Origin of the sequence: Pseudomonas piscis, from assembly GCF_009380155.1 — a bacterium.
Taxonomy (GTDB): domain Bacteria; phylum Pseudomonadota; class Gammaproteobacteria; order Pseudomonadales; family Pseudomonadaceae; genus Aquipseudomonas; species Aquipseudomonas piscis.
Genome location: NZ_WHUV01000005.1, coordinates 163,579 through 189,302 on the forward strand (window position 1 = coordinate 163,579; position 25,724 = coordinate 189,302).

General features: G+C 65.8%; 21 protein-coding genes and 1 pseudogene. 9 read left to right on the forward strand and 13 right to left on the reverse strand.

What is annotated here, in order from left to right:
- Positions 1–40 precede the first annotated feature (40 nt).
- Entirely contained in the window at positions 41–2,758 is a 2,718-nt protein-coding gene (locus GDH07_RS25515) for a TonB-dependent receptor (RefSeq protein WP_178124115.1), read from the forward strand.
- Between the two features lies 1 nt (position 2,759).
- Complete coding sequence (locus tag GDH07_RS25520) at positions 2,760–3,860, forward strand: cytochrome-c peroxidase (RefSeq protein WP_152899290.1); 1,101 nt, start codon at positions 2,760–2,762, stop codon at positions 3,858–3,860.
- Between the two features lie 68 nt (positions 3,861–3,928).
- Here GDH07_RS25520 and GDH07_RS25525 read toward each other — a convergent pair whose 3' ends face one another.
- Together GDH07_RS25525 and GDH07_RS25530 are read right to left on the reverse strand one after the other, a co-directional pair.
- On the reverse strand, positions 3,929–5,578 hold the full coding sequence (locus GDH07_RS25525; protein WP_152899291.1) for an acyl-CoA dehydrogenase family protein: 1,650 nt from the start codon (positions 5,576–5,578) through the stop codon (positions 3,929–3,931).
- Positions 5,579–5,635: 57 nt separating this feature from the next.
- Positions 5,636–6,367: a TetR/AcrR family transcriptional regulator gene (locus GDH07_RS25530; RefSeq protein ID WP_152899292.1), complete on the reverse strand. Its 732-nt coding sequence runs from the start codon at positions 6,365–6,367 to the stop codon at positions 5,636–5,638.
- A gap of 135 nt (positions 6,368–6,502) precedes the next feature.
- Between GDH07_RS25530 and GDH07_RS25535 the strand changes: the two genes are divergently transcribed.
- From GDH07_RS25535 to GDH07_RS25545, 3 genes are all read left to right on the forward strand, one after another.
- Positions 6,503–7,483, forward strand: coding sequence for a Rieske 2Fe-2S domain-containing protein (locus GDH07_RS25535; protein ID WP_178124116.1), 981 nt, complete (start codon positions 6,503–6,505; stop codon positions 7,481–7,483).
- On the forward strand, positions 7,476–8,282 hold the full coding sequence (locus GDH07_RS25540; protein ID WP_152899294.1) for a thioesterase family protein: 807 nt from the start codon (positions 7,476–7,478) through the stop codon (positions 8,280–8,282). The genes GDH07_RS25535 and GDH07_RS25540 overlap by 8 nt, the downstream gene beginning before the upstream one ends.
- Before the next feature lie 141 nt (positions 8,283–8,423).
- Positions 8,424–8,873, forward strand: a complete 450-nt coding sequence (locus GDH07_RS25545) for a PTS sugar transporter subunit IIA (RefSeq protein WP_022639380.1) — start codon at positions 8,424–8,426, stop codon at positions 8,871–8,873.
- A 42-nt stretch (positions 8,874–8,915) separates the two neighbouring features.
- Here GDH07_RS25545 and GDH07_RS25550 read toward each other — a convergent pair whose 3' ends face one another.
- From GDH07_RS25550 to GDH07_RS25560, 3 genes and pseudogenes are all read right to left on the reverse strand, one after another.
- Entirely contained in the window at positions 8,916–9,344 is a 429-nt protein-coding gene (locus GDH07_RS25550; protein WP_152899295.1) for a TOBE domain-containing protein, read from the reverse strand.
- 120 nt (positions 9,345–9,464) lie between these two features.
- Positions 9,465–10,775, reverse strand: coding sequence for an NtaA/DmoA family FMN-dependent monooxygenase (locus GDH07_RS25555; RefSeq protein WP_022639382.1), 1,311 nt, complete (start codon positions 10,773–10,775; stop codon positions 9,465–9,467).
- Positions 10,776–10,838: 63 nt separating this feature from the next.
- Positions 10,839–12,926, reverse strand: a pseudogene (locus tag GDH07_RS25560) (TonB-dependent receptor).
- A gap of 221 nt (positions 12,927–13,147) precedes the next feature.
- Here GDH07_RS25560 and GDH07_RS25565 point away from each other — a divergent pair.
- Entirely contained in the window at positions 13,148–13,966 is an 819-nt protein-coding gene (locus GDH07_RS25565) for an IclR family transcriptional regulator (protein WP_031320051.1), read from the forward strand.
- 7 nt (positions 13,967–13,973) lie between these two features.
- Here the strand turns inward: GDH07_RS25565 and GDH07_RS25570 are convergent, their stop codons facing one another.
- Positions 13,974–14,780 (reverse strand): ABC transporter ATP-binding protein, encoded by an 807-nt coding sequence (locus GDH07_RS25570; protein WP_152899296.1) that lies wholly within the window; start codon positions 14,778–14,780, stop codon positions 13,974–13,976.
- A gap of 170 nt (positions 14,781–14,950) precedes the next feature.
- On the opposite strand from GDH07_RS25570, the gene fepB reads away from it, so the two are divergent.
- Genes fepB through GDH07_RS25585 form a run of 3 tightly spaced genes read left to right on the forward strand, consistent with a single transcriptional unit; the run spans position 14,951 to position 17,937 of the window.
- Positions 14,951–15,856 (forward strand): Fe2+-enterobactin ABC transporter substrate-binding protein, encoded by a 906-nt coding sequence (gene fepB, locus GDH07_RS25575; protein ID WP_152899297.1) that lies wholly within the window; start codon positions 14,951–14,953, stop codon positions 15,854–15,856.
- 3 nt (positions 15,857–15,859) lie between these two features.
- Positions 15,860–16,909, forward strand: a complete 1,050-nt coding sequence (locus GDH07_RS25580; RefSeq protein ID WP_152899298.1) for a FecCD family ABC transporter permease — start codon at positions 15,860–15,862, stop codon at positions 16,907–16,909.
- Entirely contained in the window at positions 16,909–17,937 is a 1,029-nt protein-coding gene (locus GDH07_RS25585) for a FecCD family ABC transporter permease (RefSeq protein ID WP_053131133.1), read from the forward strand. Before GDH07_RS25580 ends, GDH07_RS25585 begins: the two co-directional genes overlap by 1 nt.
- Before the next feature lie 28 nt (positions 17,938–17,965).
- On the opposite strand, the gene GDH07_RS25590 is transcribed toward GDH07_RS25585, so the two are convergent.
- The 7 genes from GDH07_RS25590 to GDH07_RS25620 all read right to left on the reverse strand — a co-directional run bounded on the left by GDH07_RS25590 (position 17,966) and on the right by GDH07_RS25620 (position 25,722).
- A complete protein-coding gene (locus GDH07_RS25590) occupies positions 17,966–19,582 on the reverse strand; it encodes a serine hydrolase domain-containing protein (protein WP_152899300.1) in 1,617 nt (538 codons plus the stop codon).
- Between the two features lie 176 nt (positions 19,583–19,758).
- Positions 19,759–20,304, reverse strand: coding sequence for a TetR/AcrR family transcriptional regulator (locus tag GDH07_RS25595; protein ID WP_022639390.1), 546 nt, complete (start codon positions 20,302–20,304; stop codon positions 19,759–19,761).
- Positions 20,297–20,854 (reverse strand): dihydrofolate reductase family protein, encoded by a 558-nt coding sequence (locus tag GDH07_RS25600; RefSeq protein WP_152899301.1) that lies wholly within the window; start codon positions 20,852–20,854, stop codon positions 20,297–20,299. The genes GDH07_RS25595 and GDH07_RS25600 overlap by 8 nt, the downstream gene beginning before the upstream one ends.
- Before the next feature lie 74 nt (positions 20,855–20,928).
- Entirely contained in the window at positions 20,929–21,420 is a 492-nt protein-coding gene (locus tag GDH07_RS25605; protein WP_152899302.1) for a hypothetical protein, read from the reverse strand.
- Positions 21,421–21,586: 166 nt separating this feature from the next.
- Positions 21,587–22,645: a helix-turn-helix domain-containing protein gene (locus GDH07_RS25610; protein WP_152899303.1), complete on the reverse strand. Its 1,059-nt coding sequence runs from the start codon at positions 22,643–22,645 to the stop codon at positions 21,587–21,589.
- 159 nt (positions 22,646–22,804) lie between these two features.
- On the reverse strand, positions 22,805–24,139 hold the full coding sequence (locus GDH07_RS25615; protein ID WP_152899304.1) for an MFS transporter: 1,335 nt from the start codon (positions 24,137–24,139) through the stop codon (positions 22,805–22,807).
- Between the two features lie 44 nt (positions 24,140–24,183).
- Positions 24,184–25,722, reverse strand: coding sequence for a class I adenylate-forming enzyme family protein (locus GDH07_RS25620; RefSeq protein WP_152899305.1), 1,539 nt, complete (start codon positions 25,720–25,722; stop codon positions 24,184–24,186).
- Positions 25,723–25,724: the final 2 nt, after the last annotated feature.

Here is a 25,724-nt window from a genome sequence, read left to right on the forward strand (position 1 = left end):
ACGCAGCGCGCGCCTATTATTGCTGTCGGTAGGACTGGCGATGTCCTTGCCGGTCCTGGCCGGTGACCAGCGGGCCCGGCATAGCATCGACATCGCCCGCCAGCCGCTAGGCACGGCACTGACGGCGCTGGCACAGCAGACCGGCCTGCAGATCAGCGTCGAAAGCCAACTGCTGCTCAACCTGACCGCGCCAGCGGTGCAGGGCGAGCTGAGCACCGATCAGGCGCTGGCGAAACTGCTCAAGGGTAGTCATCTGGAGTGGATTTACCTCAGTGACGACGCGCTGATGGTGCAGCGTGCGACCCACCGGCGCACAGATCCGGTGCGCCTGGGCAACACCAAGGTCCCCGGCGAGTGGACGCCGCCCCAGGGGGAAACCCGTATAGACCGCGCGACGATCGAAGCGATGCCGGCCGGCAATGGCGACATCACCAGCCTGTTGCGCAGCCATCCCAACGTGCAGTTCGACGACGCCCAGCTCAGCAGCAAGACCCCTGGCGAAATCAGCCCGGCCAACATCAGCATCAACGGCGCGCAGTTCTACCAGAATGCCTTCCTGATCGATGGCATCAACATGAACAACGACATCGATCCGGCAGAAGACCGGGTGCAATTGCTGGACGCGGTGCCGGGGCGCAGCCAGGGCCTGGCCCTGGACACCGACCTGCTGGAGAACATCACGGTCCTGGACAGCAACGTCCCGGCAGCCTATGGCGGCTTCAACGGCGGCGTCATCGATGCACAAACCCGTGCGCCGTCCCAGGCACTGCACGGCAAGTTCTCGGTGCAGACCACCCGCTCCGCCTGGACCAAATATCACATCGACGAAAGCGAAGAACAGCGCATGGAGAACTCCGGCTCCCCCGACGAGCAGCCCAAGTTCGACAAGGTCACCATTCGCGGCACGCTGCAGGGCCACCTGACCGACAATTTCGGCCTGCTCGGCAGCTTCAGCCAGAAGCGCTCGACGATCCCGCTGGGTTTCTACTCCTATAACAACGTCGAGGAAATGGGCTTTCACGAGGAGAAGCAGGAACGGCGTATCGACAACTACTTCCTCAAGTCGGTCTGGCGGGCCAGCGACCAACTCACCGTCGAGACCAGCGTGACCCATGCGCCTGAGGAGAGTCACTACTTCCGCGCCAACGTGGCCAACTCGGGTTACGACAACAAGGCCGGCGGCACCCAACTGAACCTGCGCACCATCTGGGATGGCGACCTGGCGCGGGTCGAACAGAACCTGGCGTGGAGCGGCCAGGAACAGAGCCGCCAGTCGGATTCGGCCGACTACTGGACCTGGCGCAAATCGAGCACCAAGGACTGGGGCATCGGCAACAAGGCCACCGCCAATACCCTTGAAGGCGGTTGGGGAGATATCGAGCAGCAACAACGTACCTGGCAATACAAGCTCAATGCCGATTGGCGCAGCGTCAACTGGCTGGGCATGACTCATCGCCCGCAAACCGGCTTCGAATTCTCCCGCCAGTACGTGCGCTATGAGCGCCTGACCGATAGCAGCACCTATGTTGCTCCCGCAGCCACCAAAACCTGCACCAACAGCGCCGGGGTTACCGACAACGTCGCCTGCAACATGGGCCAGACCCTGAACGGCTGGGCGGGGCAATACATGAAAAGCCGTACCCGCTACGCCACCGGCGAATTCGACTTCACCACCACCTCCTGGGGCAGCTGGTTGCAGGACGAGATCACCATCGGCCAACTGACCTTGCGCCCAGGCGTGCGCATGGACAACGACGACTACATGGACAAGACCACCTGGGCGCCGCGCTTCTCCCTCGAATATGACCTGTTCGGTGACCGCACCACCCTGCTCAATGCCGGCGTCAACCGTTACTACGGGCGCAGCGTCAGCAGTTGGCAACTGCAGGACGGGCGCAACCGCCTGCGCTTCAACGAAACCCGCGAGAGCCTGGACAAGCCCTGGGTGGTCAAGTCCAACGCCGCCAACCAGGTGCGTTTCAATCAGCTGGACATCCCCTACGACGATGAACTGATGCTGGGCGTGGTGCAGCAATGGGCCGGGATCGAATACGCGCTCAAGTATGTCAATCGCAAGGGCCGCGACCAGGTGGTGCAGGTATCCGGCAGGACCTTGGGCGAGCCGTCCACAGACCCGACGCTGGCGAGCAACTACACCACCTACACCAACGACGGCAAGAGCGAGACCGACACCTACACCCTGACGGTCACGCCGTTGCAGCGCTGGACACTGCTGGGCACCCAGACCGGGGGGCAGCTGGCGCTCAACTGGACCGACAGCAAGGCCTCGGCGCCGACCTACGTCGCCGCTGAAAACCTGTACTACCAGAACAACGTCATCCAGTACCAAGGCAGCTTCATCAACTATGACGACCGGCCTGCCAGCAACTTCAACCGGCCCTGGACGGCCCGCCTGACAACCATCACCGAGATTCCCCAAGCCAACCTGCAGTGGAGCAACTTCTGGCGCTACCGCGCCGGCTACAAGCGCATTGGCGACACGGGGCGCAATGTGGACTACATGGGGACCTCGGTGGATGTCTGGGAAGAACAGAAGTTCCAGGCCGCGCTGACCTGGGACACCCGCCTGGGCTGGCGTATTCCCACCGCCAGGGACCAGGCGGTGTTCATCAATGTGGACGTGTTCAACGTGCTCGACAAGAAGTCGGTCAATGCCAACCAGACGATCAACAGCAACTCGGTCTCGACCTATGAGGTGGGCCGCCAGTACTGGCTCGAAGTCGGGTACGCGTTCTGAGATGCGCCGCCACCTGAAGAGTCTTGTGGCCTTGATCGGCATCCTGCTGGTGATTGAATCGGAGCCAGGGCTTGCCTGCGCACTGAGCGAAGTGGCGTGCCTGCGCGAAGCGTACAGCCGCCCCTTCGCGCAGTGGCCGACGCCCCAGGTGGATGCCGGCGTGGCCTGGCAAGAGCTGGGCCCCTTGCCCGAGCGTGCGCCGTCGCCGGAGCACAACCCCTACACGCAGCAGAAAGCCGATCTGGGCCGTCAGCTGTTCTTCGACCCGCGCCTGTCGCGCTCGGGGCAGATTGCCTGCGCCTCTTGCCATGAGCCGGACCTGGCATTCGCCGATGGGCGCCGCGTTTCCTTCGGGCATGACCGTGCAGCGGGCCGGCGCAATGCGCCGAGCCTGGTGGCCAGCGGCCTGGCCGAGCATCTGTTCTGGGATGGGCGCGCCGCCAGCCTGGAGATGCAGGCCCTGATGCCGGTCGTCGACCCGAAGGAGATGGCTTTCAGCGTCACGCAGCTGGTGGCCCGGCTGCGAGACAGCACGGACTATCCGGCGCAATTCGCCAAGGCCTTTCCCGGACAGGCGTTGGGTGCCGAGCAGGTGGCGGCGGCACTGGCGACTTACCAGCGCGACCTGCTGCGGGTTGCCCAACGTACCCCCTTCGAGCGTTTTCTGCGGGGGCAGACGAAGGCGCTCAGCGACCAGCAGTTACAGGGCTTGCACCTGTTTCGCACCAAGGCCCGCTGCATGAATTGCCACTTCGGTCCGGCACTGCAGGACAACCGCTTCCACAATGCCGGCCTGACCTTCTATGGACGTCGCCGCGAGGACCTCGGCCGCTATGAGGTCACCGGGCTGGCGCAAGATGTCGGGCGCTTTCGCACGCCATCCCTGCGACTCGTGAGCCATACCGGCCCCTGGTTTCACAATGGGCTGGCCAGCAGCCTCGATCAGGTGCTGTTGTTCTACAACGCAGGCATGCCTAGACCTGTGCCCAAGGGTGGGCAGTTGCAGGACCCTCTGTTTCCCGTGACGTCGGCGCAATTCGAGGTTCTGGGACTGGACCGGGTCGAACTGAAGGCGCTGAAGGCGTTCCTGGAGGCCCTGTGAAAACCACCCCACCACAGCACCGTCGACTCGTGACACCCAGGTCCATGTTCAACACTGGCAATGGGCTGCTAGCCGCCAGCGACAGCACCGAAGGCCAGGTCGCCCAGCTCGGCGTCGCTCACAGGTAGCGCGGAGGGCACCAGCGGTTGCTGGATGAACAACTGCAGCGCAGTCCAGCCGCTGGCGTCCGACTTGCGGACCTGGCGCCATATCGCCGCCTCCAGCAACAACACCGCCTGGCAGGTTCGCGCCATGCCCCAGGCCAGGCGTCGGCCATCCCTTTCTTCGGCTGCGCCGGCCAATTGCCGCAATGCTTGGCAGGCCTGGCGAATCGGCCCTACGACAGGCGCCGCAGCAGCACCGGCCGACACTAGGCGCCGCTCGATATCGGCCAGAAAGACCGCGCCAAGATCAGTACCGTGCAAGGCCCGCAGCACATCGTGGGCCAACACCGACGTGGTGCCTTCCCAGATGCAGTGAACGTGCACATTGCGCAGCACTCGGGCAATCCCCGTGTCTTCCAGGTAACCGGCCCCTCCGAAGCTCTCGACCAGCTCGCTGGCGGCCCAGATACTCTGTCGCGCACAGGCAAGCTTGCTCAATGGCGCCAGCAGGCGAGCCAGGCCGGACGCATCCTGGCCCTGTTCATGCCGGCCGAGGGCCAGCGCAGTTTCAAAATTCAGCGCGAGCATCGCTTCGTACTCGGCGCCGATCCGTGCGAGCCACTGGCGATGCAACGGCTGGTCCCGCAACCACTGGCCAAATACCCGACGCTTGCCCGCATAGTCACGAGCCATCATCAATAGATGCCCAACCCCCGCTGGGCCGCCCCAGGAAGCCCACAACCGCGCAACGTTGAGCAGGTCGGCGATCTTGCCCACACCCCGGTCGAGTCCGCCCACCGGCCGGGCGATCGTGCCTTGCAGATCCACCTCGGCGGTAGCCAGGGCGCGAGTGCCGAGCTTGTCCTTCAGGCGCCGGACATGAATGTGGTTCCACTGGCCATCAGGCTGGCGCAACTCCAGCAGAAATAGCGCCAGGCTCTTGCTGCCGGGTGCTTCGCCTTCGGGCCGGGCCAGTGCCAGCGCCACCTGCGAGGTCGCGGCCGAAGTGAACCATTTGGTGCCACTCAATGCCCAGGTGCCGTCGCCGAGGGGGCGCGCGATGGTGGAAGCCTGGCCGATGTCGGAACCGCCCTCCTTCTCGGTCATCCACTGGCCGCAGGTCCACCCCTGGTCACGGGCCAACAGGTGCGGCAGATAGTGTGCGGCGAGATCGGCATCGTGCAGCGACAATAAACGTACCGCGCCATCGGTCATCACCAGCGGGCACGCCGCTACGGCCCCGGCCCCTTCGTAGAGGTTGACCAGACCGGCCTGGACCACTCGCGAGAATTGCGCGTAGGGCGCCTCGTAGGGCAACGCGACCAACCCCTCTTCTTGCCCGGTCGCCACCAGGCGATCCCAGGCGCCATCGACCTCGATGCGATCTACCCGATGTCCCCACGCGTCATAGGGCACATGGCGCGGTTCATTGCGCTCCGCCGCCTCGGCCAAGCGTGGAATCTCATCCACCGCTCGCTCGCCCATCCGCGCCAGGTCCGGACTCGCCATGGCGAAGATATCCGGCGGTAGCAGGCGCTCCAGGGCATAGCGCAACGTACGGTCGCTATGGAAACGGTTGGAAAAGACAGGGGAAGGCTGGATGAACTCGCACATGATGCTCTCCTTCGCTGCACCAGCGCCGGACGCCAAGCGCCCGATGGTCTCAGCGGGTCAGGTCTTGCCGGGGTTCGTCTTGGAGGTCCGTGTCGCCCTTGTTTTGCCAGGTGTTGCCGGGGTGGATCGCGGCGCCTTCCGGGCACCGCTGGAACGGGTCGATGCGCCTTGCGTCGCGGCGCCGTGGCTCTGCACCGCCGCCAGGCAGAAGCCGACGATATCATCGACCACTCGTTGAGCCGCGCGCCTGGAGAGAATGCCCAGGGCCAAGGGCCCGATCATCGCTTCGGCCAAGGCGCCGACGATGGCTGCCGCGCTGGTGTGGGCGCTCTGCACCCGAAACTCGCCGGTCTCGATGCCGTCCTCGATGACCGTGGCGAAAATCGCACGGTAGGGCTCGCGAAAGCGCAAGCGATCTTCATCGATCACCGGCGCCACCGGTTCGGCCAGCAGCGCCCACGCCAGGCGTGGCCGGCTCAACGCGCGATGGGAGAAGGTACGGATGACCGCGGCCAGGCGCTCGGCCGCCGCGCTTTCGATAGCGGCAGCCGCTGCGCAAGCATCGATCTCACGCTGGGAGGCACGTCGGAAAACCTCGTCGAACAGGTCGGTCTTCGAGGGAAAGTACTGGTACAGCAGGCCGGTGGATACTTGGGCAAGCCCTGCCACCAACGGCATGGTGGTGCCGCCGTAACCATGTTCAGCGACCAGGTCGAGCGCCGCCAGCACGATACGTTCCCGCGTCTGGGCCAGGCGCTCCTCGACCTTCGTTGTGCGTCGATATGACATGCAAGAATTGAATCACAGTTCATTTTTTGTAGCAATCGACGTCCCGCCCGCAGTACGCTGACCGTCCCCTTTATCCCGATGCAGTTGAACGCAGTTCCATTCCATGTGCCCGAAGCCCGGGCAAGGAGACGGTTTATGCGCAGACTCGGCGATGCAGCGCTCGGCTTTGGCTGGTTCCAGGCAGGCTACAGCGAAGATCTTCAACAAGGGGACGTTCAGCCACTGCGAGCCATGGGGCGGGAGTTCGTCCTGTGGCGCGACGACAGCGGCCAGGCCCATGTCATGGACGCCTACTGCCCCCACCTTGGTACGCACCTGGGCCATGGCGGCAGGGTGTATGGCGACACCTTGCGCTGCCCCTTCCATGGCTGGCGCTTCGACGCAGCGGGTGGCTACCGCGAGATTCCCTACAGCAATAATCCACGCCTGGAACGACACCGGCTCAAGGCCTGGCCGCTGATGGAGCGCAACGGGCTGATCATGGTGTGGTGGCATCCAGGCGACACGCCTCCAACTTTCGATGTACCCCACCTGCATGAGCACCAGAACCCGGCCTGGTCACGCTATCGACGCCAGCGCTGGGAAGTGGACACTATCTGGCAGGAGGTCCAGGAAAATATCGTCGATACCACCCACTTTCACTACCTGCACGGCGTAGCGACATTGGCGCGGCTTGAACGCTTCGATCCCATCGGCCCGACATTGCACGTCGATATACGACATGAATTCAACACACCCCGCGGGAAACAGTCTGGCTTCTTGCAGACGTCACTGTATGGCCCCTACTTCGCCGTGGTGCGATTTCGCATCGGCGACCTTGCCGAAATTGTGTTCGTCGATTCCGTGGTGCCGGTCGAGCCCGGCCGTGTCACCGTCACGTTCAGCTTGATGGCACGCCTGCAAGGTATCGATGCACCTGACATGAGCCTGGCATTGGTGGATGAAGCCATCGACCAGGTCAGCCAGGATGTACCGATCTGGGAACACAAGGTGCGCTGGAAGCGCCCCGGCCTTGCCGAAGGTGATGGCCCGATCATGGGGTTCCGTCGTTGGGCGGCGCAGTTCGACCTGGCAGGACACATTCCACAAACGCCCTGCGAGATAGCCCATGCATGACATTCATCCCGACGACTGCATCTTCATCCAGGAGACCGGTTCGGCCTGGCGTGCCACCGAACTCGCCCGTGGCCCATGGGATTCGCGGGCCCAACATGGCGGCGCGCCTTGCGGGCTGCTGGCCCACCTGGTCGAGTCCGCACCGAGCGAAACCGGTTGGCAACTGGCACGGCTGACAGTGGAACTGCTCCGACCGGTGCCCATCGACAGGTTGGAGACGGACGTGACACTCGAAACTGGCCGAGCCAGTGCGCGGGTCGAAATCACCCTCTGCGCCAATGGCAAGCGGGTGGCCAGGGCCCATGGGCTACTGGTACGCGCCGGTACCCTTGCGCTGCCGTCCGACCTGCCACGTGCCGCGATCGACAGGCTGCCGCCTCCCGAGGATTGCCCGCGCCCGTTGCGCATCCCCGGCCTGCCCGAAGTGCGCTCTTTCTACTACACGGCGATGGAGGGACGGGTCGCAGGTGGCGACCCTGCCCAACCTGGCCCGGCAGCGGCCTGGCTACGCCTGAAGGTGCCGCTGGTGGCCGGTGTCGCGACCTCGGCGGCGATGCGGATCGCGGCGGCCGCCGACTTCGGCAATGGCCTGAGCTGGGTGCTGCCGGCGGACCGTTTTGCGTTCGCCAATGCCGACCTGTCGCTGCATCTCGCACGACCGCCATCGGGCGAGTGGATCGGTTTGCAGGCCTCGACCTCGATCGTCTCCAGCGGTTGTGGCCAGACCATTACCCAGCTGTACGACACCCAGGGCCCCTGCGGTGTCGCGGTACAGAGCCTGCTGATCATGCCGCGCTGAAGGTTCATGGGCAGCCGTGTGGATTCGTGGGGACCTAAAGACTTCGTAAAAACTGCCGCACCCTGGCTGCCAGCCGGCCGTGAATACGCTTGAATGGAAGCTGAGCCGGGCCGCTGGCGCCCGCCTGTCCTGGAGAAGCCCATGGGCAACTTGGCCATGCACCTGCAGGAGGAGGACATCCTCCTTGCCGTCAATCCGTCGAACAAGCACCGGTTGTTCCAGCAGATCGGCCAGCATATGCAACATACCTGGCAGTTGCCGGGCGACTGGGTGGCCGCGAGCCTGGCCCGTCGCGAGGAGGCCGGCAGTACCGCCATCGGAGCGGGCGTGGCCCTGCCCCATGCGCGGCTGGAGGAACTGGACGCGATCCACGTCCTGTATCTGCGCCCCCAGGCGCCCATGGCCTTCGCCGCCCCCGACCAGCAGCCGGTGCGCGACATCCTGGTGCTGCTGGTACCGGCCCCTGCCGAGCAGTCGCACCTGGATCTCTTGGCCGAAACCGCCCGGCTGTTCGCCGACCAGCGCTTCCGGCAGGCCCTGCACGACTGCCGTGAGGCGCGCCAGGTCAAGCAGCTGTTCGACCGCTGGTAGCCTGCCGGGCGCTAAGGCCCGGCGAGCCTACCGGCGGGTGTTTCAGGCCGGTACGCCGAGGATGATGTGCGAGGCCTTGATCACCGCAGTGGCGCTGACGCCCGGGGCCAGGCCCAGTTCATCCACGGCATCGCGGGTGACGATGGAGTAGACGCGGCTGCCACCGCTGAGCTCGAGCACCACCTCGGCATTGACCGCACCGTCGGTGACGCTGATCACCCGGCCTTGCAGGCAGTTACGGGCAGACAGGCGAATGCCTTCGGCGTCGGTCATCAGCATCACCCACGGTGCCTTGACCAGGGCCAGGGCCTCGGTGCCCAGGGCGATCCCAAGGCTGCGCAGGCTTTGCAGGGTCACCACCGCCACCAGTTGCTCGCCGCCTTCGAGCGACAGCACCACCTCGGCATTCACCGAACCCTCTTCAACCTGGCTGACCCGGCCTTTGAACACGTTGCGCGCACTGACTTTCATCGAGACTTTCCTTGCTTGATTTCCAGGGTGGATATTGGCCAGGAATGATCCGCGGCCCGTTGTGTAGAAACAACCATAGCGCGCTGTCATCCGGACCGTACCCCGCTTACCTGCCTGGCTTCAGCCTTGCTCCTGCAAGTGCTCCATGAAGGTACTGGCGCTATAGCGCTCGCGGAACAGCCCGGCCTGGACCAACAGCGGCACGACCTGTTCAAGGAAGATCTGCATCGAGCGGATCGAGCCGCCCGGGGCGGCGATGAAGCCGTCCATGGCGCCGGCCTCGGCCCAGTCGGCGATCTGTTCGAAGGCATCCTCGGCGGTGCCGATCACTTGCCAGTGGGCTGCGGAAATCACCTCTGGACGCAGCAACAGCTCGTCCAGGCGCAAGGTCTCGCGCTCGATCAAGCGCCGCAGCAGGTTGGTATGGGTACGACTGCCGGGGTTGGACGACGGCGGCGGCAGGTCCGCCGCGCTCACCAGGCGATCCAGTGGCCAGTCGCTGAGGTCCAGGCCGATGGTCTGCTTGATGGAGGCGAACTTGCGGCTGTTGTCCGGGTTGCCGTGAGTCTGCATGAACAGCTGGCGCGCCTCTTCCCGGGTCGGCGCCAGGTACAGGCTCAGGCCCGGCAGCAAGCGGATATCGCGCGGGTCCCGGCCATGGCTCAACGCCCGTCGGGACAGGTCGTGGCGCAGTTCCAGGGCGGCTTCCTTGTCCGGGGTCGGGGCGAACACCAGGTCGGCCACCGAAGCGGCGAAATCACGGCCGGTGTCCGAGGCGCCAGCCTGTACCAGCGGGATTCGCGGCCCGGGATAGGCCGGCAGGTTCAGCGGGCCACGCACCTTGAAATGCGTCCCCTCATGCTCCACCGGATGCACCTGGGAGCGATCGGCGTAGCGACCGTTCTCGCGGTCGATCAACAGCGCGGCGGACGGGTAGCTGGCCCAGAGCTCATGCACCAGGCTGGTGAACTCCGCGGCCCGGGCGTAGCGCTCGTCGGCGCCGGGCATGGCCTCCAGGCCGAAGTTCTCGTGGCCTTGCAGCGCGGTGACGATGTTCCAGCCCGCGCGGCCATTGCTCACCCAGTGCAGCGATTGCAACTGGCGCGCCACCACGTAGGGCGGGAAAAAGGTGGTGGACACCGTGGAAACCAGGCCGATATGCCGGGTCTCCCGGGCCACTGCCGCCAGCAGCACGGTGGGGTCGAGGCTGGCGAAACCCGAGCCGCTTTCCAGGCCGTCCATGTTCAGGTAGCTGACGTCCGGACGAAACACGAAATCCAGGTGGGCGGCCTCCGAGCGCTTGGCGATGTCCACGGCGAAATCGCAGCTGTAGATGCCCTCGATGTTGCTGTCCGGCTGGCGCCAGGCATCGCCGCTGAGCCAAGTGGGCGCCAGGGACATGCCGATGTGCAGGCGTTTGCGGTTACTCATCTGTTGCCAATCTCCTGTAGGGGAATGAGGCCGGCGGCCCGGGCAGGCGCCGCCGGGGCCGGGTCAGAAAGCGCCCTTGATACCGATACCGAGGGTGCGAGGCTGGGTCATGCTGGCTTCGGTGCCGCCGATGCCGCGGTTCTCTTGCATGTAGGTCGGGGAACGGTCGTCGAACACATTCTTGACGTAGCCGTAGAGCTGGACCTGGTCGTTGAAGCGATAGCTCATGCGGGCGTCGGTGAGGGTGTAGGGCTTGACCGAATAGCTGGAGGTGTTGGCCACGTCGGAGTAGTAGCCGTCCAGGTAGCGCACCTGGGCATTGAGGTTCAGGCGCTCGGTGATGTCCCAGCTGGGGCCGAAGCTCAGGGTGTAGCCCGGCGAGCGGGCGAACTCGTTGTGGGCTTAACCGGCGTTGCTGGAAATCTTGTCGATGCGGGTGCGCAAGGTACCGGCACTGGCCTTGAGCCGCAGGTTGTCCAGCAGGCGGTAATCGAAGTCCAGCTCCAGGCCGTAGGCATGGGCCTTCTCGGCGTTGATGGTGTAGGACTGCGCCACGCCCGGGGAGATCACTACCGGGATGTTGTACTGGGCATCCTTGAAATCCATGTAGAACAGGTTGGTGTTGATCAGCAGCCGGTCGTCCAGCAGGCTGGCTCGGCTGAACAGCTCATAGTTCCAGATCGACTCTTCCTTGAAGTACGCCCACTGCCGGGTACTCAGGTTCAGCGACACGCCGCCGGGGTTGTAGCCACGGCTGACCATGGCGCCCACGGTCCACTGCGCGGTCGCGGCGTAGGCCAGGGACACCTTGGGCAGCAGCGCCGAGAAGGTCTTGTCGTAGTTCAGCGCCCGTGGCGCCAGCACCGAGTTGCCATCGCGCTCGACATGGTCCTGCTGGTAGCGCAAGCCTGTGCTCAGGGTCCACAAATCGCTCAGGCGGTAATGCAGCTCGCCGAAGATCCCGAGGTTGGTCTTGGTGTCATCGAACACCGAGCGGCCACGCAGGTTCAGGCTTTCATCGGTGCGGGTGCGAGCGTAGTAGACACCGCCCATGCCGCTGAACACATCCTGCTGCTCGCCGAAGCTCAGGCGGGTTTCGTTGGAGCCGTTCCTCTGGCGGATATCCGCATCGCCCTCGCCTGCCGCCCCGGTAACCCGGTGCACCGAAGACAGCGAGTACTGCGCCTGGTTGTGCAGCTTGAGGCCGCCGCCCAGCTCATAGGACACATCGAGGATGCTGGTGTTGGTGTCCTGCTCCCAGGACGGCATGGTGGTGGAGCGGTGGTTGAGCTTGTGGAACGGCGCGGTGGCCGCTTCCTGGGTCGGTCGGTTGCTGTCGGTGTGGGAGAAGGTGAACTTGCTTTCCAGGCCGGGGATGTCCGTGGGCAACCACAACAGCTTGGCCCGGGCATTGAGGTTACGAAAATCCTGGTCGGTCTTGCTGCCCTGGAAACGCGGGTTGTCGTAGTCGATGAAGGTATCGCGAGCCGAGTAGTCCACCGCCAGGCGCCCGGCGAAATCCTCGGCCAATGGCCCGGACACCGCCACCGAGCTGCGACGCGAATGGTAGCTGCCGATCTCGGCCTGGTAGGCCGCCTCGGGGACGAAGGTCGGGTCCTTGGTGTTGACGATGATCGCCCCGGCGATGGCGTTGGCGCCCTGGGAAGTGGTCTGCGGCCCGCGGAAGACTTCGATGCTGTCCACGTCCCAGACCGAGGTCGCGCCGAAGAACATCTCGTTGTAGTTCAGGTAGTGGCCATCGAGGTTGATGGTGGCCCGTGGCACGGTGCCGCCCCAGAACACGTTCTGCCCGTTGTTCGGGCCCTGGGTGTCCTGGCCACGAATGATCGGCGCGCCCACCGAGTCGGTGTAGATCACGTTGGGCGTGCCGTTGATCACCTCTGCCACCGACGCATCGCCGGACTTGCTGCGTTCGATATCACGGTCGGTGATCACCGAAACCGACGACGCGGTGTTCTTCAGGTCTCGCTCGAGTTTTTCCCCCGTGACCACCAGCGACTCCAGGGCCAGGCTGCCCTTCTGTTCGCCCTTGGTCTCTGTCTCGGCCAGCGCCGAGGGCGCCGCCAGCAGGCTCGACAGGGTGAGAACGCCAATACCGTGACTCAATGTGCGATGCGTAAGGGCCATCAAGGCCTCCCTCCAAATGAGAATGATCCTCTTTCACGATTAGGCTATCACGCTGATATCAAATTCCTCAATACAGAATTAATTCTGCAAAACGGAATAGGTTGTATTCGATATGCAGGCACAACCCGCCCCGACAACGCCAGGGAACCGCTATCATGGGCACCGCCGCGCGGCCCCGATCCGCGCAACACCCGCAGCCGGACAGTGGTGAGGAGACCAAGCCGTTGAACACTTCGCAGAACCCGCTGGATGACACCCAGGACCCGCCTTCGGAGAAACGCTCCGGGGTGATCCAGTCGGTTTCCATTGCCGCGCGCTTTCTCAATACCCTGGCCAACGCCGAGGGCGAGTTGGCCCTGGGGGAAGTCGCGCGCCGCACCGGCACCGGCGGTTCCACCGCGCACCGCTACCTGCAGAGCCTGGTCAAGGAGGGCCTGGCCAAGCAGGACCCGGCCAGTGGCCTGTACGACCTGGGGCCGGCGGCCTTGAGCATCGGCATCGGCGCACTCAAGCGTATCGACGCGGTGGATATCGCCGCCCGGCACATGAAGGCCCTGGCCCAGCAACATGCGGCCAGCGGTGGCGTGGCGATCTGGACCGATCGCGGGCCGACCCTGGTGCGCTGGCATCGCAGTGCCTACTTCTCCATCAACCCCCTGGCCCTGGGGGACATCCTGCCCATCGATAACACTGCCTGCGGCCTGGTGTTCCAGGCCTTCCTGCCCAAGGCCGTGATCGATGCCGCGCGCAAGCAGCAGCCGGCGCACTTTCGCGGCACGCCGCCCACTGCCGCGGTGCTGGAGCAAGTGCGCCAGGCGCACTGGGCCGAGATGACCAGCCACCTGCTGTCCAACGTCACCGGGCAGGCCGCGCCGGTATTCGATGCCCAGCAGGAAATCGTCTGCGTGATGACCACCGTCACTGACCTGGGGCAACTGCAGGCCCCCGAAGACCGCCAGGCGCTGTTCCACGAAGCCGCGCTGGTGAACCAGGCCACCGGTGGCCGCATGGTGCCCCAGGTGCCGCCCGCCCCTCGGCGCTGAAGCCGCCTCAGGCTCCGGACGAATCCGGGGCCGCTGCCCGGCCCAGGGGCACCATCAGCGGCGTGCCGCTGACCGGGTCGGCGATGATCAGCGCAGGCAATCCGAACACCTCCTGCACCAGCGCCTCGGTGAAGATTCGTGCCGGTGCGCCCTGGGCGACGATGGCGCCGTCACGCAGGGCGATCAGGTGGCTGGCATAGCGGCAGGCCTGGTTCAGGTCGTGCAGCACCGCGACGATGGTGCGGCCCTGGCGATTGAGTTCGGCCAACAGTTCCAGCAGCTCGATCTGGTGGACGATGTCCAGGTAGGTGGTGGGCTCGTCCAGCAGCAGGATCGGGGTTTCCTGGGCCAGGACCATGGCGATCCAGACTCGCTGGCGCTGGCCGCCGGACAACTCGTCGAGCAAACGTTCGGCCAGGGTCTCGACCCGGGTCGCGGCCATGGCCGCCAGCACCGCCCGCTCATCTTCCGGCGACCACTGGCGCAAGAACGACTGGTGCGGATAACGCCCCCGGGCCACTAGCTCGGCCACGGTGATGCCATCCGGCGCCATGGCGCTCTGCGGCAACAGGCCCAGGCGCCGGGCGACCTCCCGGGCCGGCAGTTGGCGGATGTCCTTGCCGTCGAGCACCACCTGGCCCTTGGCCGGGGCCAGCAAGCGCGACAACGCCGCCAGCAGGGTGGACTTGCCGCAGGCGTTGGGGCCGACGATGACGGTGAACGAACCATCGGGGATGGCCAGGGAAAGGTCCTGGGAAATGATTCGCGCAGCGTGGCGCAAGGTCACGGCATCGGCATGCAAGCGGTGGGTCATGGACGGGAAGATTCCTTGGGTGCCTGGGGTGTGAAAAGTTGATTTTGCAGAATTGATTCTACAATATGGAACACATTGCATGAGAAGCATTATCATATGCCCCATGCAATCCGGGTCCCGCAAGCTCCACCGAAGGCCCTGCCACTGCCAACCCATCACCCGACGGACCCATGATGAATCCACGTTTCGCCACCCGGCTGCTCAGCGCGGCAGTCCTGGCCCTTTGCAGCCAACTGGCCTGCGCCGCTGCCACCACGCCTGTGCGCATCGTCTCCACCAGCCCCAGCGTCACCGGGATCCTGCTAGCCATGGAGGCACCCCTGGTGGCCAGCGCCGCCACCACCCCCAGCCGCCTCACCGACTCGCGCGGGTTCTTTTCCCAATGGGCGCAAGTGGCCGAACAACGGGGAGTCCAGGTGCTGTATCGAAACCTGCAGTTCGACATCGAGGCGGTGATCGCCAGCGATCCCGACCTGCTGGTGCTCTCCGCCACCGGAGCCGACAGCGTGATCGCCCAGCGTGGCGAACTCCAGGCACAGGGCATCCGTACCCTGGTGGTGGACTACTCGAACCAGAGCTGGCAGGACATCGCCACCGAGCTGGGTCGGCACACCGGGCTTGAGCGACAGGCCCAAGCCGCGATCCAGCGCTTCGACCAGTACGCCGCGCAAACCGCCGCCGCCATCAAGCCACCAGCGGGGCCGGTCAGCGTGGTGGGCTACAACATCGCGGGCAGCTACTCCATCGGCCGCCTGAACAGCCCCCAGGCGCGCCTGCTCGGTGCCCTGGGGTTCAAGGTCGCGCCGCTACCTGAGGCCTTGGCGGCAAGCGTCACCCGCGCCTCGGACTTCCAGTTCATCTCCCGGGAGAACCTGCCTGCCGCCATCACTGGCGACAGCGTGTTCCTGCTCAGCGCCGATGAACAGGATGTGCAGGCGTTTCTTGCCGATCCGGTGCTGGCCAACCTGCCGGCGGTGATCCACAAGCGCGTGTATGCCCTGGGCCCGAGTTCCTTTCGTATCGACTACTACTCCGGGCGCCAGATGATCGATACCGTCGCCGCGCAGTTTCGCTGAGCCATGGACCTGCTCGCCCAGGGCGCTGCTCCAGCGCTGGCGCTTTCACGGCGCCACAAGACTCGTCGCTGGGGCCTGCTGGTCGGGCTGGCGGTCCTCGCCGGCCTGGCCCTGCTGAGCCTGGCCAGCGGCTCGCGCAGCATCGCCCTGGAGGTCGTCTGGCAGGCCCTGTCCGCCGTCGATCCAGGCAACGACCAGCACCTGATCCTGCGTGAGCTGCGCCTGCCGCGAACCCTGGTCGCCCTCCTGGCCGGAATGGCCCTGGGTACCGCCGGGGCGCTGATGCAAGCCGTGACCCGCAATCCCCTGGCCGAACCCGGGCTGCTGGGCATCAATGCCGGCGCGGCCCTGGCGGTGATCAGCGGCGTGGCGCTGGGGCAGTTGACCAGCATGCTCCAATCGCTATGGCTGGCCTTCTGCGGAGCCGGGCTGGCCGGGGCCCTGGTGTTCCTGCTGGGCCGGGCCCATGAGACCGGGACCAACCCGGTGCGCCTGGTGCTGGCCGGAGCGGGGTTGTCGGTGATGCTGGCCTCGCTGACGGGGATCATCGTGCTCAACTGCCCACCGGAGGTGTTCGATCATTTTCGCCATTGGGCCTCGGGCTCCCTGGCCAGCACCGGCCTGGCCCTGTTGCCGCTGCCGGCCATGGCCGTCGCCTGCGGGCTGGGGCTGGCCCTGGCCATCGGCCCGCGGCTCAATGCCCTGGCCCTGGGCCACGAGCTCGGCCGGGCCCTGGGCGTGAACCTGCGCCTGACCTGGCTGCTGGCCTGCCTGGCGGTGATGCTGCTGGCCGGCGCGGCCACCGCCATGGCCGGCCCCATAGGCTTCATCGGCTTGGTGGCACCGCATCTGGCGCGGATGCTGGCGGGCCCGGACTATCGCTGGATCCTGCCCTATTCGGCGCTGCTGGCGGCGAGCCTGCTGCTGGCGGCCGACATGCTCGGCCGCGTGCTGGTGGCGCCACAAGAACTGGCCGCCGGGATCATCACCCTGTTGCTGGGTGGCCCATGCTTCATCGTCCTGGTCAGGCGCTTTCGCCTGAGCCGCCTGTGATGCGCCGCCACGCCCTGCGCCTGGGCTCGCTGTCGGTGGCTTGGCAGCCGCGTACGCTGCTGGTCTGTTGCGTCCTGGTGCTGCTGGCCCTGCTGCTCTGGGCACTGTTGCTGGGCAGCGGCAGCCTGGCGCTGTCCCCCGGCGAAGTGCTGGCCAGCCTCCTGGGCCAGGGCCAGGACGCCACCGCCCAACGCGTCATCCAGCGGGTGCGCCTGCCCCGGACCCTGACGGCCACCCTGGTGGGCATGGCCCTGGGCATGGCCGGGGCGATCTTCCAGTCCATTTCCCGCAATGCCCTGGGCTCGCCGGATGTGATCGGCTTCACCACCGGTGCCGCCAGCGGCGCCATCGTGCAGATCATGCTGTTCGACTCCGGCCCCCTGGCCACCGCGCTGGCGGCCCTGGCAGCCGGGCTGTGCACCGCATTGGCGGTGGTGCTACTGGCGCGCAAGGCCGGAACCGCCGGGGGTTACCGCCTGGTACTGGTGGGGATCGGCGTCGGCGCCAGCCTCTCGGGGCTGAACAGCCTGCTGCTGGTGACCGGCAACCTGGACCAGGCGATGTTCGCCCAGCTGTGGCTGGCCGGCTCGCTCAACACCCGCACCTGGTCCCATGTGGTGCCCGCCGCCATCGGCCTGCTGGCGATCGCGCCGATCGCGCTGTACCACGCCCGCCAAGTCGACCTGCTGGAGATGGGCGATGCCAGCGCGACCCAACTGGGAATCGCGGTGGAACGCACGCGGCTGACGATGGTGCTGGTGGCCGTCGGCCTGACCGCCATCGCCACCGCCGCCGCTGGCCCCATCGCCTTCATCGCCCTGGCCGGCCCGCAGCTGGCCAGGCGCCTGACCCGTGGCTGCGGGGTGCCATTGCTGTCCGGTGCCTTGATGGGTGCGGTATTGCTACTGATGGCCGATCTGCTGAGCCAGCGCCTGGCTGCCCGTGTCAACCTGCCCATTGGCCTGATGACCGGCCTGCTGGGCGGCTTCTACCTGCTCTGGCTGCTGGTGCGCAGCCGGCGCATCTGAGGGATGCGCCGGTAGGTAATACCCAGGATCACTTGGCCTTGGCGCGCACGAACCGCAGGTTGCGCGCCAGGCTGCTGGTCAGCACCTGGCCATCCTGCTCGAAGCGGATCACCCCCAGGTCCTGGGCGCTGAATCGCTCTGCCGCCAGCGGTTGCATGGGATAGGTGTGCTTGCCGATGCGAATGTAGAGCTTGCCTTGCTTGGGGTAGACCTTGAGCTGTCCGGATGAGGTCTGCAACTTGTAGACCCCCACATATCGCTGGATATCCTGGGGCTTCCAGGGGGCGGCCAGGGTGTAGGTCGAGGCCGGGTTGGTGGATACGATGCGCGCTCCCGAAGTCGCAGCCAAGTAGATCGGCGAGCCGTCGTTATCGGCCGCCATCAGGTGCTCGCTCAGTCGGGACAACGCCAGCGTGTCGGGGAAGGTATTGAGGGTGAAACTACTGTCGCTGCGTTGCAGCTGGAACTGATGCCCCGAGTCGTCGAGGTAGGTACCGGCCACCAGGGTGTTCAACGGAGCCGGTGGAACGGCCCTGATGCTGGGTACCGGTGGCGGGATATCGTGGCCCGGGGACGGACTGGGCGAGCCCAGCACCGCGTCCATCAGCGCATAGCCACGCGCCGAAGCATCCGGAACCGGCGAATTGCACAGCACCACGGTGGCCAGCTCCATCTTCGGGTACCAGGCCACATGGGTGTTGTAGCCAGCCCAGCCACCGCTGTGGGACACCTCATCGAACCCGCGATAACGCGAGATGCCGACGCCCATGGCGTAGTAGCCGGGGTCGCCGTCGGCCAGCGGTTCGGTCTGGCGCATCTTCTGCGACAGGGCCGGGCCCCCGACCCTCCCCGTGGACAAATTACGCATCCAGCGCATTACATCCACCACGGTGCTGTGCACCTGGCCATCGCCGGTCTGCTCCCAGCGCACATCCGCGAACTGGTAGGCCTTGGTCTTGGGGTCCTGCTCGTAGCTCTCGGCCAGGTTCGGCAATTGCAGCGGGTACTGGTCGACGATGCTCGTGCGGGTCATGCCCAGGGGCTTGAAGATATGGACCTGGGAGAAGTTCTTCAGCGACATGCCCGAAACCCGCTCGACGATGCTGGACAGCAGCATGTAGCCGCTGTTGCTGTAGCTGAACTCGACCCCGGACGGGAACATCGCGGTGTTCTGCTTGAACAGCATCTGCAGCGCCTGCTGCTGGGTGAAGCGCTGGGAGTAGCCGATACCGGCCAGCTCGGCCAGGAACATGTAGTCCTGCAGGCCCGAGGTGTGGTGCAGCAGGTGGCGGATCTTGATGTCCTGGGCGTATACCGGCAACTCGGGGAAGAAGCGCCGGACCGAATCGTCCAGGCTCAGGCGCCCCTGGGCCTCGAGCTGGAGAATGGCGAAGGCGGTGAACTGCTTGGACACCGAGGCCAGGTTGAAGAGAGTATCGGTCCTGATCGGCGCACCGGTCTGCAGGTTGGCGATGCCGTAACCGGCACTCCAGATAACCTTGCCATCACGCATGACCCCCGCGGCGCAACCGGGCTGGTCCGACTTCAAATCGCGGAACACCTGGTCAAACGCCGGGGTCGCCGCGGCATTGGCCAGCGTCGTGCTCCCCAGGGAGAGCAACAAGGTTGCAAGCATTGAACGCATGGATGTCTTCCTCTTCTCACGTGGCGGTCCTTCATGCTCCTTCGGAGCCTGGCCAGTATCCCCAGGGCATCCGTTGCAATCTGTCGCAACTCAGTGATTTTCTGTGAAGAAGAGTGCATCGATGCGCAGGCCAGACACCCGTGCCAGGAACGGCCGCTCCCGGTCACGCCTGGGCCTCAGCGCAACAGGCGCCGCAGGCCGGCCTCGAAGGCCCCGGCAAGCGGTGGCGCGCCCTCCCCGGCCAAGGCCAGCGCCAGGGCGTGGCCGTGGGTGTAGTCCACCAGCAGATCGAACAGCAGCTCGGGCTCGGCGTCGAAGCGCTGCACTTCAACACGCAGTTGGTCGCTGAAGGCTGCCAGCGAGCCGCCGAACAGCTGCGGATCGCCGAGGACACACAACGTCAGCGCCGGGTGCCGGCGCACCCGGTCCATGTAGTGCCCGAGCAGCCATCGGACCCGCTCCATCGGCGCGGCCTGCGCCGCCGGCTCGGGCAGCGGCACGCCATGCACCCGCTCCACCAGCAGGCGCAGCAATTGCTGCTGGTCGCCCACGTGGTAAGCCACCGACATCGGGGTGATGCCCAGTTGCCGGGCCAGGGCGCGGATCCCGAAGCCTTGGGGGCCCAGTTCCTCGAGCAGTACCAGGGCGCAGTCCAGCACCTGGTCCAGGTTCAGGGCCCGGCCGGCAGCCGGGCGCCCGCTGCGCTTGCGTACCTCAATCATGGCGATCGCCCCGGGATGGGGATTGCACGCGGTAGCGGCTGCTGACCAGGCCATTGGCGTATTGCCTGGTATCGAGGCAGTGCAGGCGCAGGTCCTGCTCCAGGGGACCGAACAACGGCCGGCCACTGCCGATCAGCACCGGCACCCGGGTCAGGACCATCTCACCGATCAGCCCCTCCCGGAGAAAGGCCCGGATCAACATACCGCCATCGATATAGGCCTGGCGCCAGCCCTCGGCCTGCAACTGCGCCACCAGGTGCACCGGTTCGGCACCACTGATGCGCACCCGATCGGCCAGGTGCGCCGGCACATCGGCGGGGTCCAGGGTGCGGCTCATCACCACCACTGGTTTGGTGAACGGCCAGGGCTCGAACCCCAGCACCGTGTCGTAGGTGCTGCGCCCCATGACGATGCCATCCACCGAGTCGATGAAGGCCGCATAACCATGGTCTGCCCCAGGTTCACCAGGCGGCAGCCAATCGATGCTGCCATCGTCGCGGGCGATGAAGCCGTCCACCGAAGTGGCGATGAATACCTTGCCGAATGCCATGTCGCGGTGCCTCTGGGGAATAAACATACGGCGTATGATAATTCACTCCCGGGGCAGCCTGGCAAGCAGCGACCTCAATTCAAGCTGTAGGACTGCAACACGCCTTGCTTGAAGTACAGCTGCAGCATGTGCGCCGGGCCAGTGGGCTTGCCCATGAGCTGGTTGGTCATGCCGGCCACCACTCCATTGCCCCCCGTGGCCAGGTTGTATTCGTTGGCCGCGGCGCCGGTCACCTCATTGGACGGCACATGGCTCCAGGCCTTGGCGAGCATCTGCTGCATGGTCGAGCGCCCGGGTGCATAGCCGCCGCTGTTCACATCGCTGCGGTAGGTCCAGTACTCGCTGCCATCGGAGGCATAGCGCTTTTCCGGGGTATCGCCGCACAGGCGTTGCACATCGTCCAGCGAAGTCTTGCCGACCACGAAGTTGCGCTTGGCGAACGATGCATCGTAGATCTGCGCCTGGGGTCCGCTGCCCTGGGCCATGCCAGGGATATTCAGACCGCCATTGCCATTGCATGCAGAGACCAGGGCCAGGGTGGCGATGCACATCAGTCGAAGTTTCATAACATCCTCTTCACGTATCCAGGAGCCTTCATGTCCCATGAACGGCTCACCTAGGGGATTCCTTTCGCGGTCGGCCGCACGGCGCGGCCCGGCCTGGGGAATGGGCGAAAAAGATGCTATCAGCGGCCCTCGGGGCCGATTGTCCTGTGGGTCTCCAACACTGTGCTCAGCGTCTCAAACGCGCCTGGGTGTCGAGTCGATCAAGTACCTCGAGCAGCGATCCCGGGCCTTCGACGCTCACGGCTCCAGCCTTGGCAGGTAGCGTGGCCGGGCGCCGGTCCCGGGCATCCCGGGGTGAATAGCCGAAGGCCTGGCGAAACACCCGGCTGAAGTGCGACTCACTCTTGAAGCCATGGTCGAAGGCCAGGGCCGAGATACGCTGGTGGGCGCCAAGGGGGCTTTCCAGGATCCGCCGCACCCGGTCCAGGCGGCACTGCTGGATATAGGCGACCACGCCCGACTCCTCGGCGAACAGCCGGTACAACTGGGCCCTGGAAATACCCACCTCGCGACAGATCAACTGCGGGCTCAGCTCGGCCGAGCGCAGGTGCGCCTCGATGAACCGCCGCACCCGCTGCAACAACGTGCGATTGATCGGTCCCTCCGCCTCCGCCAGGCTCTGGGCACTGGGCGCCAGCGCCGCTGTGACCATGGCCAGGGTCGCCTGCTCGACGGCGGCCAGCTCTTCACCATGGAACGACGGCAGTTGCCGGCGCAGGCTGCGCATGTAGTCGCCGAGCAGACCGCCCAGTGCGCCCCGGACCAGGCTGCCGTGCAGGTTGGCGGCGCGGATGCGTGGGCTCAGCAGGTCCCGGGCCAGGGTCAGGATCACCGTGTCGCCTGCAATGATCTGCGAGTCCAACTCGCGGGCCAGGTCCAGCACATAGATGCTCGAAGGCCCGGCCTGCAATGGGGTCCGGCCAGCCATGCCGTGCAACGAATGGTTCAATCCCAGGCAGAGGTACAGGTGGTCCAGACCATCGCGGCGAATCATCTGCTGCGGGCGGCGGACACCATAGGCCACCGGCTCGCCAGCCCCGACCCAGGAGCCGCAACCGATCAGGATCGAGCCCGCGTAGCCGGTGCTCAACTGGTAGTTGAAGCGCGGCGCCAGCGCCTGCTCGATACCGATCTGGAAGATCGCGTTGACCTCGTCGCGCCACACTTCGAAGCGTTGCGCCGGCGGATAGGCCTGGCTGGAGAAATGAAAAAGATGGGGGTTCAAGGCCGCTGTCCCTGGCTGGAGGCTCAGGCTGCCGGACCCGGGCGGGTCCAGCGCCGTCGCACACCATAAACCAGGACCGCGGCCCTTGCCGACTGGTCGCGACGTACGGCCTGTGGCGCCGGCCCGCCTAGAGCCGACGCAACAAGGCCTGGTTCCAGCTTATGGATTGGCCAGCAATCCTGAGGCCGGCCGAGGCTGTTCGCGGGCATCGTGGGTACAGGCGACGAAGTCTTCCTGGCGCAGGATCACCAGGGCCAGCAGCGAAGCGACCCCGGTCGCCACGTAGAAGTACCAGGGCGCACTGATGTCGCCGGTGACCTTGATCAGCCAGGTGGAAATCAGCGGTGCACTGCCGCCGAACGCCGCCACCGGGATGTTGTAGGCCACCGCGATGCCGGTGGAGCGGACGCGCGTCGGCAGCAACTCGCTCATCAGCGCGTAGGTCGAGGAGGCATACAACCCGAACAGGATAGCCACCGCCATCAACGGCCAGAACAGCGTGGCCGGGGTCGCCGTAGGCGCGGCCTTGAAGAACCAGTACATGGCCAGGGTCGCCAGCACGCCGATCACCATCAGGAACGGCTTGCGACCGTAGCGGTCGGTGAAGGCGCCGCCGAAAGGCATCACCAGCGCCGCTGCAAGGCTGGCGACGAACACGTAGAGCAAGGTGGTGCCGCTGTCGAACTTCAAGGTGTTGGACATGTAGGTCGAGGCGAACGTCAGCACCAGGTAGAAGATCGAGCTGTGCAGGGTGATGATGAAGAACACCAGGGCGACGGCCCGCTTCCACTGCCAGACCTCGCGCAGCGGCGCCTTGGACGTCTGCCCCGCTTCGACCAGGGCCAGGAACTCCGGGCTGTCCTCCAGCTTCAGGCGGATGTACAGCGAGATCACGCCCAAGGGCCCGGCGATCAGGAACGGGATGCGCCAGCCCCAGTCCTGCATCACCTCGGCGCCCAGGGTCCAGGTCATGCCATTGGCCACGGCACCGCCCAGCAACAGCCCGAGCACGGCGGTGACCATCAGCCAGCAGGTGGCGAAACCCCGGCGGCCAGGGCCGGCGTACTCGGAAATGAAGCTGGTGATGGTGCCGATCTCGCCCCCGGCGGAGAAGCCCTGCACGCAGCGGATCAGGATCAGGAGGATCGGCGCGGCGATACCGATGCTGGCGTAGGTCGGCAGCAGGCCCAGCAGGCAGGTGGAAGCGGACATCAACACCAGCACGGTGATCAGGGTCTTGCGCCGGCCGATCTTGTCGGCCAGTGGCCCGAAGCACAGGCCGCCCAGGGGCCGGATGAAGAAACTCAGGGCAAAGGCGGCGAAGCTCGCCAGCAGGCTGCTGGTGGGGTCGTCGGAGACAAAGAAGGCCTTGCCGATGTACAGGGCCAGGAAACCGTAGACGCCGTAGTCGTACCACTCGATCAAGTGGCCGGAAGTGGCGCCGATGAAGGCCCGGCGCCGCTGGCGCCGGGAGTTGGAAGGTGGCACGCCCATGTCGGGGACTCCTGTCGTGGTGCAATCCATGGAAAAAAGTTGTGTCAGAGCTCGGCCAGTGCCTGTGCAGGGTCCTTGAGCCACTGACGCAGGCGGGTCTTGAGGATCTTGCCGTAGCTGTTCTTCGGCAGCTCGGCGCAGAACAGGTACTTGCGCGGTTTCTTGAACGAGGCCATGCGCTCCACGAACCACTGGCCGAGGGCCTGTTCATCGAGGCTCGCCGATGAGCGTGCGACCACGAAGGCCACCACCGACTCGCCCCACTCGGCATCGGCCTCTCCCACCACGCAAACCTCGAACACGCCGGGGTGCTGCATCAGCACTTCCTCGACTTCCCGCGGGTAGATGTTGCTGCCGCCGGAAATGATCACGTCCTTGCAGCGGTCGGTCAGGGTCAGGTAGCCCTGCCCATCGAGGAAACCCACATCGCCGGTACGCAGCCAACCGTCCACCAGGGCCGCCTGGGTGGCTTGCGGATTGTTCCAGTAGCCCTGCATCACCGGCGCCCCGCGCACGGCGATTTCTCCCGGTTCGCCGGGCGCCAGGGGCTGGCCCGAGGCATCCAGGACCTGTACTTCGACGCAGGCCTGGGCCCGCCCGACCGAAGCGGCGATGGCCGGCCAGTCGGCCTGGCCACGGTCGGCGATGGTCTCCCGGGACAAGGCGGTGATGGTCATCGGGCATTCGCCCTGGCCGTATATCTGCACCAGTCGTGGGCCGAAGGTATCCAGGGCCGCAGTCAGGTCCGCCAGGTACATCGGGCCGCCGCCATAGACGATGGTCTTGATTCCCTGCCCGGTGTAACCCTGCTGCCGCGCCTGCTCCACCATGCGCTTGACCATGGTCGGCGCGGCGAACAGGCTGACCTGTCCCAGCTCTTGCGCCAGCTCGAACAGCTCCTGTGCCTGGAAGCCCCGGGACGCCGGCACCACGTGCCGGGCGCCACAGCGTACGTGGATGAAGTTGTACAACCCGGCGCCATGGGACAGCGGCGCGGCATAGACCACCGCGTCGTCCGCCGAGACCGGGTCGACATCCAGCGGGTAGCACAGGGACATGGCCAGCAGGTTGCCATGGGACAGCATCACCCCCTTGGAGCGCCCGGTGGTGCCGGAGGTATAGAACAGCCAGGCCAGGTCGCTGTCCTGTCGCGGGCAGGGCTCCAGGAGCTCGGCACCTGGCGCCTCCCCAGGCAGGGCCGCCGCTACCGCCAGTTCGCGACAGCCCTCTGGCAGCGCCGTACCGTCGAAGACCCGGCCGTCGTCGGTGTAGATCAACCGTGCCCCGGCATTACCGGCGATCCAGGCGGCCTCCAGGGCGTGCAGCTTGTGGTTGATCGGCACCGCCACCGCCCCGCTCCACCAGATGGCGTACAGCAGCTCAAGATAGGCGCAGCTGTTCTTCAACAGCAGCGCCACCCGTTCGCCGGGGACGATGCCATGCTGTTGGCGCAGCTCCAGGGCCCGGTCGCGGGCTCTGGCGGCAAACGCCTGGTAGTCGGCAACCTGCCGGCTACCCTCGAACAGCGCCGCGCGCTGCGGCCACCGCTGGGCCGCATCGAGCAGCCATTGGGCGATATTCATCC

Excerpts from the sequence above, each read along its gene's own strand:
- GDH07_RS25515 (WP_178124115.1), top strand. The coding sequence starts at position 41 with ATGTCCTTGCCGGTCCTGGCCGGTGACCAGCGGGCCCGGCATAGCATC.
- GDH07_RS25520 (WP_152899290.1), top strand. The coding sequence starts at position 2,760 with ATGCGCCGCCACCTGAAGAGTCTTGTGGCCTTGATCGGCATCCTGCTG.
- GDH07_RS25525 (WP_152899291.1), bottom strand. The coding sequence starts at position 5,578 with ATGTGCGAGTTCATCCAGCCTTCCCCTGTCTTTTCCAACCGTTTCCAT.
- GDH07_RS25530 (WP_152899292.1), bottom strand. The coding sequence starts at position 6,367 with ATGTCATATCGACGCACAACGAAGGTCGAGGAGCGCCTGGCCCAGACG.
- GDH07_RS25535 (WP_178124116.1), top strand. The coding sequence starts at position 6,503 with ATGCGCAGACTCGGCGATGCAGCGCTCGGCTTTGGCTGGTTCCAGGCA.
- GDH07_RS25540 (WP_152899294.1), top strand. The coding sequence starts at position 7,476 with ATGCATGACATTCATCCCGACGACTGCATCTTCATCCAGGAGACCGGT.
- GDH07_RS25545 (WP_022639380.1), top strand. The coding sequence starts at position 8,424 with ATGGGCAACTTGGCCATGCACCTGCAGGAGGAGGACATCCTCCTTGCC.
- GDH07_RS25550 (WP_152899295.1), bottom strand. The coding sequence starts at position 9,344 with ATGAAAGTCAGTGCGCGCAACGTGTTCAAAGGCCGGGTCAGCCAGGTT.
- GDH07_RS25555 (WP_022639382.1), bottom strand. The coding sequence starts at position 10,775 with ATGAGTAACCGCAAACGCCTGCACATCGGCATGTCCCTGGCGCCCACT.
- GDH07_RS25570 (WP_152899296.1), bottom strand. The coding sequence starts at position 14,780 with ATGACCCACCGCTTGCATGCCGATGCCGTGACCTTGCGCCACGCTGCG.
- fepB (WP_152899297.1), top strand. The coding sequence starts at position 14,951 with ATGATGAATCCACGTTTCGCCACCCGGCTGCTCAGCGCGGCAGTCCTG.
- GDH07_RS25580 (WP_152899298.1), top strand. The coding sequence starts at position 15,860 with ATGGACCTGCTCGCCCAGGGCGCTGCTCCAGCGCTGGCGCTTTCACGG.
- GDH07_RS25585 (WP_053131133.1), top strand. The coding sequence starts at position 16,909 with ATGCGCCGCCACGCCCTGCGCCTGGGCTCGCTGTCGGTGGCTTGGCAG.
- GDH07_RS25590 (WP_152899300.1), bottom strand. The coding sequence starts at position 19,582 with ATGCGTTCAATGCTTGCAACCTTGTTGCTCTCCCTGGGGAGCACGACG.
- GDH07_RS25595 (WP_022639390.1), bottom strand. The coding sequence starts at position 20,304 with ATGATTGAGGTACGCAAGCGCAGCGGGCGCCCGGCTGCCGGCCGGGCC.
- GDH07_RS25600 (WP_152899301.1), bottom strand. The coding sequence starts at position 20,854 with ATGGCATTCGGCAAGGTATTCATCGCCACTTCGGTGGACGGCTTCATC.
- GDH07_RS25605 (WP_152899302.1), bottom strand. The coding sequence starts at position 21,420 with ATGAAACTTCGACTGATGTGCATCGCCACCCTGGCCCTGGTCTCTGCA.
- GDH07_RS25615 (WP_152899304.1), bottom strand. The coding sequence starts at position 24,139 with ATGGGCGTGCCACCTTCCAACTCCCGGCGCCAGCGGCGCCGGGCCTTC.
- GDH07_RS25620 (WP_152899305.1), bottom strand. The coding sequence starts at position 25,722 with ATGAATATCGCCCAATGGCTGCTCGATGCGGCCCAGCGGTGGCCGCAG.